The 9388-nt window shown below is 60.0% G+C and carries 10 protein-coding genes; 5 read left to right on the forward strand and 5 right to left on the reverse strand.

The annotated features are described in order from the left end of the window. Positions 1–207: 207 nt before the first annotated feature. The 4 genes from AWT75_RS23985 to AWT75_RS19870 form a co-directional block, all read right to left on the reverse strand. Positions 208–453, reverse strand: coding sequence for a phosphatase PAP2 family protein (locus AWT75_RS23985; protein WP_239689683.1), 246 nt, complete (start codon positions 451–453; stop codon positions 208–210). Between the two features lie 354 nt (positions 454–807). Further along, positions 808–990, reverse strand: a complete 183-nt coding sequence (locus tag AWT75_RS23905) for a double zinc ribbon domain-containing protein (protein ID WP_420835436.1) — start codon at positions 988–990, stop codon at positions 808–810. Beyond that, positions 936–1118 carry a hypothetical protein gene (locus AWT75_RS23280; RefSeq protein ID WP_062791435.1) on the reverse strand — a complete coding sequence of 61 codons (183 nt, stop codon included), beginning with the start codon at positions 1116–1118 and terminating at the stop codon, positions 936–938. Before AWT75_RS23280 ends, AWT75_RS23905 begins: the two co-directional genes overlap by 55 nt. A 98-nt stretch (positions 1119–1216) precedes the next feature. Beyond that, a complete protein-coding gene (locus tag AWT75_RS19870) occupies positions 1217–3565 on the reverse strand; it encodes a heavy metal translocating P-type ATPase (protein WP_082696229.1) in 2349 nt (782 codons plus the stop codon). Between the two features lie 81 nt (positions 3566–3646). Between AWT75_RS19870 and cadR the strand changes: the two genes are divergently transcribed. Both cadR and AWT75_RS19880 read left to right on the forward strand, forming a co-directional pair. Continuing rightward, positions 3647–4138: a Cd(II)/Pb(II)-responsive transcriptional regulator gene (gene cadR / locus AWT75_RS19875; protein ID WP_062791437.1), complete on the forward strand. Its 492-nt coding sequence runs from the start codon at positions 3647–3649 to the stop codon at positions 4136–4138. Further along, positions 4135–5193 carry a DMT family transporter gene (locus AWT75_RS19880; protein WP_062791439.1) on the forward strand — a complete coding sequence of 353 codons (1059 nt, stop codon included), beginning with the start codon at positions 4135–4137 and terminating at the stop codon, positions 5191–5193. The genes cadR and AWT75_RS19880 overlap by 4 nt, the downstream gene beginning before the upstream one ends. Before the next feature lie 88 nt (positions 5194–5281). Here AWT75_RS19880 and AWT75_RS19885 read toward each other — a convergent pair whose 3' ends face one another. Next, the gene (locus AWT75_RS19885) at positions 5282–6322 is read right to left on the reverse strand and encodes a hypothetical protein (RefSeq protein ID WP_204377127.1); all 1041 of its coding nucleotides are present in this window, start codon (positions 6320–6322) and stop codon (positions 5282–5284) included. A gap of 170 nt (positions 6323–6492) precedes the next feature. On the opposite strand from AWT75_RS19885, the gene AWT75_RS21080 reads away from it, so the two are divergent. The 3 genes from AWT75_RS21080 (at position 6493) to istB (ending at position 9288) form a co-directional block, all read left to right on the forward strand. Further along, the gene (locus AWT75_RS21080) at positions 6493–6777 is read left to right on the forward strand and encodes a hypothetical protein (protein WP_153013405.1); all 285 of its coding nucleotides are present in this window, start codon (positions 6493–6495) and stop codon (positions 6775–6777) included. 214 nt (positions 6778–6991) lie between these two features. Continuing rightward, positions 6992–8542: an IS21 family transposase gene (istA, locus tag AWT75_RS19890; protein ID WP_062791442.1), complete on the forward strand. Its 1551-nt coding sequence runs from the start codon at positions 6992–6994 to the stop codon at positions 8540–8542. Positions 8543–8568: 26 nt separating this feature from the next. Beyond that, positions 8569–9288, forward strand: coding sequence for an IS21-like element helper ATPase IstB (gene istB, locus AWT75_RS19895; protein ID WP_275575775.1), 720 nt, complete (start codon positions 8569–8571; stop codon positions 9286–9288). Positions 9289–9388 lie beyond the last annotated feature (100 nt).

Here is a 9388-nt window from a genome sequence, read left to right on the forward strand (position 1 = left end):
TGCGAAATAGCATCCCAACTGCACACCTAATTGCATCCTCACTGCGCACTAATGACCATTCGCACTGCACACTAGTTGCACGTACTTGCTCACCAGACTCCCACACGGGGCCAGAATAGGATTCGCTGGGTCAGCTTGGGACTTTTGGCAGCCCCCACACTCTCTCCACCTTCGTTCACACCTTGGTGTATGGCGAGCAAATCCGAGTTAAACCCATGGAGGTGACCAGCGCATAACTTCCGAGACCGACGGTCCGGCCAGGACTTCCGCAGGGAAATGCATGCCGGCCGCGATGCGCGACCAGCCAACCAGAACAAGGTACAGAATAAGCGCAAGACGCCGACGGGTTCCAACCAGTGGCCAAAGGGAGCCGGTGACCAAAGCGGCGTAAGTCGAATGACCACTCGGCAAGCTGTACCTCCACTGCTCCGATGGCGCGCACCAGATGGCCATAGACCGCTGCTGGCCGGGGATAGTCGAACAGCAGCTTCAAGATGGAAGTGGCAGCCAACGCCAGCGCGAAGGCAACAGTGAAGCGAACAAACTGGCTCCGGATTGCCTGGGAGTGACAAGACTCCCTGGCCGATCTCGACCATACCCAAAGACCAAGCATGGCCAGTGGCGCAGTCCAATAGGTGCCCAGAAGGTTACTGAAGACCCAAGCCACAGGAAAAAGGGTTGCTGGAGTGTCCTGGTTGATGATCTGGAAGAGAGACGCGTTCAGGCCCCCTCAAATTTCCAGCTCATTGGTGGTGACCCAATATCCCTGTTTTCACACACCCGTCGCCCGACCACGCCATGAAGCGGTCAATTCCTGGTATGTCCGCACTGACCGCAGAATTTGGTGCCAGCTTGCAGCGAGGCACCGCATTGTGTGCATGCAGCGGGAACAAGCGACGTACCGCATTGCTGGCAGAAACGTGCGCCCGGGGCATTCAGCACCCGGCAATTTGGGCAGCCAATTCCCCCATTATTCCCACCCGGAGGCATCCCATTGCCATAGCCACCGCCATGGGAACCGTGGTGACTGTCATGATGCCCCCCATGATGGCCTCCACCATCATGTCCACCACCGTGATGTCCACCACCGTGATGTCCACCACCGTGATGATTTCCAAATATTCGGTCCAAGAAACTCATGCCAATTCTCCGTTTACTGTTTAATTCCTCGCCCCATGGGGGCTTGCCAACTATGCGTAACCCAAGGGGCAGCTCGTTACTTCCGCAGCAGTCTCAATCCATTTCCGACCACTAACAGGCTGGCGCCCACGTCGGCAAATACCGCCATCCACATCGTGCCCAAGCCAACCAGGGTAAGCACCAGAAACACGGCCTTGATGCCCAATGCCAGGACGATGTTCTGGAGTAGTACCGAGCGGGTGGCTTGCGACAGCCGGACGAAGGTCGGAATCTTGCGCAGGTCGTCGTCCATCAAGGCAACGTCGGCCGTTTCGATTGCGGTGTCGGTGCCCATCGCCCCCATCGCAAAACCGATGTTGGCGCGCGCCAGAGCTGGCGCGTCGTTGATGCCGTCCCCGACCATGCCCACCGTGCCTTCGGAGCTGAACATTTCGATCGCTTTCAACTTGTCCTCGGGCAGCTGGTTGCCGCGGGTTTGGTTGACCCCAACTTGCTGCGCGATGGCTTCGGCGGTGTGCGGGTTATCGCCGGTCAGCATGACGGTTTTAATTCCTAACTGGTGCAAATCTGCGATGGCGGTGCGGCTGCTGTCCTTCACCGTGTCGGCCACGGCGAACAAGGCCAGCACTTGCCGGTCATCAATCAGCATGACGACAGTCTTGCCTTGTCGTTCCAGCCCATCTAGCCGAGCCTCCAGCTCCGAGGAGCAGCGGTCGAGTTCATGCACCAAGCGGTGGTTGCCCAGTGAATACGTTTTACCGCCGATCACCCCGCGCACGCCGCGACCTGGCAGCGCTTCGAAGGCGTCGACGCTCTCCCACGTAATGCCATCTCGAGCTGCGGCGCTGGAAACGGCTTGCGACACCGGATGATCGGAGCGCCCCGCCAGGCTGGCGGCCAGGCTGCGGCAGCGCTTGGCACCCACATCGGCACGCAGCTCGAACTCGGTCTGCACCGGTTTGCCATGGGTGAGGGTGCCGGTCTTGTCGAGCGCCAACCAAGCTAGCTTGCGGCCTTCTTCCAGATAGACGCCGCCCTTGATTAGAATCCCGTGCCGGGCGGCGGCGGCCAGACCGCTAACGATCGTCACCGGCGTCGAGATCACCAGCGCGCACGGGCAGGCGATCACCAGCAATACCAGGGCCTTGTAGATCCAGTCGTGCCAGCTGCCGCTCATCAGCAACGGTGGCAGTATGGCCACCATCAGCGCGATGGCGAACACGATCGGCGTATAGACGCGGGCAAACTGATCGACGAAGCGTTGCGTTGGCGCTTTCGCCCCTTGCGCTTCCTCGACCGCATGGATGATGCGTGCCAAAGTGGTGTTGCTCGCCGCCGCAGTGACACGGTAGTCAAAGGAGCCGGACTCGTTGATCGTTCCGGCGAACACTGCATCGCCTTCGGCCTTGTCCACCGGCAGGCTTTCCCCGGTGATAGGCGCCTGGTTCACCGACGAGCGCCCTAGGACGATCTCACCGTCCAGGCCGATACGCTCGCCGGGCTTCACCCGGACCACGCTGCCCACCGTGACGGCTTTGGCGTCCATTTCCTGCCACGAGCCATCCGCTTGTTGCACGGTGGCTTTCTCCGGCGCAAGCTGCATCAGTCCCTCAATGGCATTGCGCGCGCGATCCAGCGACTTGACCTCAATCAGTTCGGCGATCGTGAACAACACCATCACCATCGACGCTTCCGGCCACTGGCGTAGTGCCAGGGCGCCCGTCACGGCAATGCTCATCAGTGCGTTGATGTTCAGGTTGCCGTTGCGAATGGCCACCCAACCCTTCTTGTAGGTGGTCAGGCCGCACGCGGCAACGGCCAGAATGGCGAGGGCGGCGGTCAGCACACTGGGCAACCCGACCCAGCTCACCGCTTCCGACCCGACCGCCGCTACCCCGGCCAAGGCCAACGGCCACCAGGGTTTCTTCGGTTCTTCGGCTGCAGCCAGCCGGCCGCTGGCATCCGGTACTTCCGGCTGAAAACCCAGCGAACGCACCGCCTCCAGCACCGCCTCCTGCGCGTTCGGTGCATGCACCACCGTGAGCACGCGCTGCATCAGGTTGAATTCCAGGCTCTTGACCGACGGCATGCTTCCCAACTTCTTGCGGATCAGTGCCTCTTCGGTGGGGCAATCCATCTGCATGATGCGGATGGCGGTGCGGATGCCGTCAGCCACCACTTCCGGCGCAGCCAAGCTGCCAAATGCAATGGGAGCGGAAGAACAACACTGTCCGCCCGCATGATCATGATCATCATGTGAAGCGGCAGGTGTGGAAACGCGATACTTCACGCTCGCATGACTGTGAGCATGGTCGTGGTCGTGAGCATGATTGTGGTTGTGGTCATGCTTATCAGTGTGACCGGCAGCATGACCGCCCTCATGCACAGGTTTCTTGTTGTGATCGTGGTCGCCGCAGCCGGCCATGGTGGAACTCCATTTTTCGTCGTATGCTGCGTATTCAACACCCTGTAGTGGCTACAGGGTCAAGCATAAAGAGGAAAACTGATGAAAATTGGCGAATTGGCCAAGCAGGCCGGTTGCCCGGTCGAGACGGTGCGTTACTACGAGCGTGAGGGACTGCTCCATGCCGCCGTGCGCGACGAGGCCAATAACTACCGACGGTATGAGCACAGCCACCTGGAGCGGCTGACGTTCATTCGCCGCTGCCGGGCGCTGGACATGACCCACGGCGAGATTCGGACGCTGCTGCAGGCACGCACCGAGCCGGACGCCAGTTGCGAGTCGATTAACGAGTTGATTGACGCCCATCTGAGGCATGTCCAGGCCAGGATCACCGAGCTGAAGGCGCTGGAAACACAACTGACGGAACTACGCGGCCAGTGTCACGCAGCACGGGCGACGCGTGACTGCGGCATTCTGCATGAGCTTGATCAGCGTGCTGACGTCGTTTGGCGCAGTCCATCCACGCCGCTGAGCCATGTCGCGGGCAGTCACTGTTCAACAGAACCCCATACTCACCCTCGGAAAAACGGATGAAGTCGATGCATTTTTCGCCTGCGGTACTGGCCGCTCTGGCCGCTGCCGCCCTGTTCGGTGCGAGTACCCCCTTTGCCAAGCTGTTTGCCGGCAGCATTTCACCGTTCCTGCTCGCCGGACTGCTGTATCTCGGCAGCGGCATCGGTCTGACCCTGGTCAGGCTGTTTCGTGATCACGGCTGGAAGGCACCGGGTCTGCCAGCGGCAGAGTGGCCATGGCTACTCTGCGCTATCGCCACTGGTGGCGTTGCCGGTCCCGTACTGCTGATGGCCGGGCTGGCACACACGGGGGCCGCAACGGCCTCGCTACTGCTTAATCTGGAAGCGGTGCTGACGGCCGTGCTCGCCTGGGTGGTGTTTCGTGAAAATGCTGATCGCCGCATTGTGCTCGGCATGGTGCTGATCGTCGTCGGCGGGGTCGTACTGGCAATGCAGGGGACAGGCCAAGCTACGACTGGATTCGCCGGCCCCGCACTGATCGCCTCCGCCTGTCTCGCCTGGGCGGTAGACAACAACCTCACACGCAAGGTCTCGGCCAGCGATGCGCTATTCATCGCCGGAATCAAGGGCTTGGTGGCAGGTTCGGTCAACCTGGGCGTGGCACTGCTTGCTGGCGCGGCGTGGCCAACAGCCGCTATCGCCGCCCCGGCCATGCTAATCGGCTTCCTGGGGTATGGCGTGAGTCTGGTGCTGTTCGTACTGGCGTTGCGTGGTCTTGGCACCGCACGGACCGGTGCCTACTTCTCGACTGCGCCGTTTATCGGTGCCGCCACGGCGATCCTGATGCTGGGTGACACTACATCACTGCCGTTTTGGCTGGCCAGCGGACTGATGGCTGCTGGAGTGTGGCTGCACTTAACAGAGCGACACGAGCACGAGCATACGCACGAACCGATTGAGCATCGTCACCGCCACGTTCATGACGGGCATCACCAGCACGAGCATGATTTCGAGTGGGATGGTACTGAACCGCATACTCACCCGCATCGCCATGTCCCGGTCACTCACAAGCACGCGCATTACCCGGATATCCACCACCGCCACAGTCATTCATAAGCTACTGAGCATCAGGTGCCCCCTCGTCCCACGCTCTAGCGTGGGATTTCCCCGAACCTGGCAAAAAAGGCAGCTATGGCCTTGAGTCTCACCGAGCCGTCCAAGCGGGGAGCAGATTTTTGGTCCAGTCGAGCGTATCGAACTTGGCCTCCAACTCATCCCACAACGCGTCGTCAGGAGCTCGCCCCGAGGTATCACGGTTCAGATGCTTCCATCCCCATAGCCAATGCAGGTTATGTTGCCGCCAAAGCCACCACTGCTTTCGGGTGGGCGGGCCGTCCCGCCAGTCGGGCACTAGCAAAATCTGTAGGCCGAACTGCGCATCCAGGCCCTTCTTGCCATTGAGCAATGCCTGCATGGCCTGGCAGCGGGCAAACCAGGACGAGAAGGGGTTAACGTCCTTGATTTTGTACAACAGGCAATACAACAGGTGCACGCCGCGCACGTAGAGGGCTTCATCCAAGGCAAAGCGCCCATCCTCCCAGTCCGTGCGCTCAAACACCTTGGCCCGGAACATCAGGAATAGCTCTTCCGCCATGTTACGCCGGTCAAATTCCATGCCGAGCATCAGCAACAATTGATAGAGGAGGCTGGCCAGCTGTCGCATGTCCTCAAAGCGGTCATAACGGTGTGCCTCGAGCCAGAGCAGCAGTAAGGCGGCAAGCGCATCCAGGTTGCCCAATTTGACTAGGCGTCGGCCGATCGCCATGGTGAATGCCAACCGCCAGTTGGGTGCGGTCATACCATCATGTGGCTTGCGGTACAGCGCCGTCTGCACTCGCGGCTCCAGTCTCTCCAGCCAGCTATCGATGCGGGATGCACACGCATCGCCCTGCCGCAGAATCTCCCAGAGCGGATGATTCAATTCCTTGCTCGATCCCTGAACCCGTCCTTCTACCAAATCAACCAAGCTGGCACGAGGTGTGTGCTTGCCCATTTCATACCGGATCCACTTATTCCGGAAGGGTGTCCGGGCATCGATGGAAGGGGCCTTCAACGGCTCGAATAGACGCTCCAGTTGATAGGCGGTGGTACAACGCGTTTGTTGCTTCACGCCCTCGTACCAGTAGCGCACGCGGAGCACATCGACTAGATCACGGTTCGCGGGAGTATTCAAAAACTGCTCCACACGCTGTTTCGCATTGGATCGGCGAAAGTCTGCACAATCTCTGTTAATCATTTGAATTTATTGAATTGTTCTTTTGTATTTACAGTAAAAGTCAGAGTGATTATTCCATGAAGGTCAACAGTCTAACTTCGGTTACGCTAAAAAAATGAAACAGACGCACCGAGCGTGACATGACGCAACAGACTGGGCCGGATCGGCTAACGGAAGAACTACAGGATACCTTGACGCGACTCTATGGCCCGTTGCTGGCCAGTCGTGACCTATGGAAGCTACTGGGCTACGCCAGTCCGGCTGCCTATCGGCAGGCGCGGGCGCGAAAACGCCTGCCTGTAGCGGAGTTCGAAATTGAAGGACGGCGCGGCCGCTTCGCTCTGACCCGGGATGTGGCCCGCTGGCTGGCGCAGCAGCGCCTGACCTCATCATCAACTAAAAAAACTGAAGGAGACCCCTCTTGATCACGCACTGACTTCAACCCAGGCGTGGAATGACAAAAAGCCCAAGGTTGGCGCCTTGGGCTTTTTGAGAAACAGTCGAGAAATTCCCTCTCTTGACCGTTTCATTGTCAATCCAGCAAAGGCCGGCGTCAAGCCGGCCGCCTGATTCCCGCATCCTTTTTGCAACGTATCGCGTCAGGCGAGGGATCGTTACGTCCTGACGCCGGGATTGAACATGAAACTTTCTGCAGACACCCTGCGCCAGGTGATCCGGCTACTGGATGCACCTGGCGTGTCGTTCCGGGCCATTGGCCGCACCTGTTCCATTTCCCCCAACACGGCAAAGGCGGTGAGCCGCCTGTTGCAGGACCGTCAATTGACCTGGTCGTCCGTGCAGCCGCTTGATGACGACGGCCTGCGCACCGTACTGTTCGGCGACGAACGGCAAACCTCGCGCAAACCCATCCCCGACTGGCTTCAGGTGCATACGGAACTGCAGGCGCGCGACATGACCCAACAACTGCTGTGGGAAGAATACCGGCAGCAGCATCCGGAAGGCCTGTCCTACACGCAATACACCCGTCTGTATCGGGCCTGGCGGCGAAGCTGCAAGCTCAGCTTGCGGCAGAGCCACCCACCCGGCGAAAAACTGTTCGTCGATTTTTGCGGACGTACCATGCCGGTTCGGGATGCCTGCACCGGCGAGATCACCTTCGCCCAGGTATTCGTCGGGGCGCTAGGTGCCTCGGGCTACCTGTTCGCCACGGCAGTAGCATCGCAGAAGATCGAGGACTGGCTCAAGGCGCACGAACGGATGCTGGCCCATCTGGGCGGCGTGCCGCGCTATCTGGTGCCGGACAACCTGAAGGCCGGCGTCTTGAAGCACGATCGGCAGGCGCTGATTCTCAACCCCGCCTACATGGAGTTCGCCGAACATTACGACTTCATCGTGCTGCCGGCCCGTCCGCGTAAGCCCAAGGACAAATCCATGGCCGAGATCGGAGTACAGATCGTGCAGCGCTGGGTTCTGGCGCGCTTGCGCCATCAGGTGTTCTTCAGCCTGGATGAATTGAATGCGGCGATCAGCCACTGGATGGAAAAGCTGAACGAACGGACCACCCGGACTTATCCAGTCAGCCGCATGCAACGCTTCCTGGAACTGGACGCTCCCGCACTACAGCCGCTGAACCACCATCCCTATCCTTACAGCCAATGGCGCTACCGCATCCGGGTCGATGAAAGCTACCACGTGGAGCATGAGCGACACCTGTACTCCGTGCCATACACCTTCGCCCACCGGCACGTGGACGTGCGGGCCTCGGCCGACCATGTCCACATCTACCACCAGCGCCGACTGGTTGCCTCTCATTCGCGCGCCATACAGCCGGGCAGAACGACGAAAGACGAACACCTGCCGCCCCATCACCTCATGCAAAGGGAGGGCTCTCCGGACAGCCTGCTGGCCTGGGCTAAATCGTTGGGCCCGGCAACGTTTGCCTTCCTTGAGCAAAGCCTCGAGGAGAAACGCCACTTCGCAAGCCGACTGAAGGCCGCACAGGCGCTCAGGCGCGATGCGCGCCGGGAGGGTTGGCAGGACCGCATCGAAGCAGCATGTGCCTATGCCCTGAGCCTGCATTGTTTGAGCTTCGACCGACTTAGAAGCATCATTCGCACCCGTGCAGATGTACGACCCGAGCGTCAAAGCGCACCCCCCGTCCAGCACCATGACAACCTACGTGGGGCGGACTACTACGGCACACAACGAGCACAGGAAGTGAAGGTATGACGCACCCCCTATCAATGACCCGCCAGATGCTGGGCCAACTAGGATTGCACGGCATGGCCGACGCCCTTGATCGGCAACAATCCGACCTCTCGTTTACCGCCATGCCGTTCGAGCAGCGCCTTGGCCTGCTGGTCGAGCAAGAGCTTCGGGACAAGGACAATCGCAAGGTAGAGCGTCTGCTCAAGCGGGCCAAACTGCGCTACAGCCAGGCAGTGCTGGAGGACATGGACTACCGAAGCGGCCGGGGCCTGGACCCACTACAGATTCAAACCTTGGCGACCGGCGACTGGATGCGGCACAAGCAGAACCTGATTCTGACCGGCGCGACGGGAACGGGGAAAAGCTGGCTAGCCTGCGCGTTTGGACAACTGGCCTGCCGCCAAGGCATTGGCACACTGTATATGACCGCCACCCGGCTGTTCGAGGACCTGGCCAACAGTCAGGCGGATGGAAGCTTGCCGAAGCTACGGCGGCAGCTGGTCACCACCCCGCTACTGATCATCGACGATCTGGGCATCGGGGGCATCAATCCGCAACTGGGCCCGGCGCTGCTGGACATCCTGGACCACCAGTCAATGATCGGTTCGCTGATCCTGACCAGCCAATACCCGCCAAGCGCCTGGTATGACCTGTTTGGAGACCCAACGATTGCCGATGCCATCCTGGACCGGATAGTACACCGGGCCCACCCGCTGGAATTGAAAGGGGAGTCGATGCGGAAGCTGAGGGCCAGGAAAATGTCATAAACAAGCAATCTGCGCACCCGTCAGGTCGAGGGTGCGCAAGTAATGCAATTGGGTGTGCAGTGGGAATGCAATTGGATGCGCAAGTCCGTGCAATTGCGCA

It is taken from the genome of Aquitalea pelogenes (genome assembly GCF_001515305.1).
Lineage (GTDB): Bacteria > Pseudomonadota > Gammaproteobacteria > Burkholderiales > Chromobacteriaceae > Aquitalea > Aquitalea pelogenes.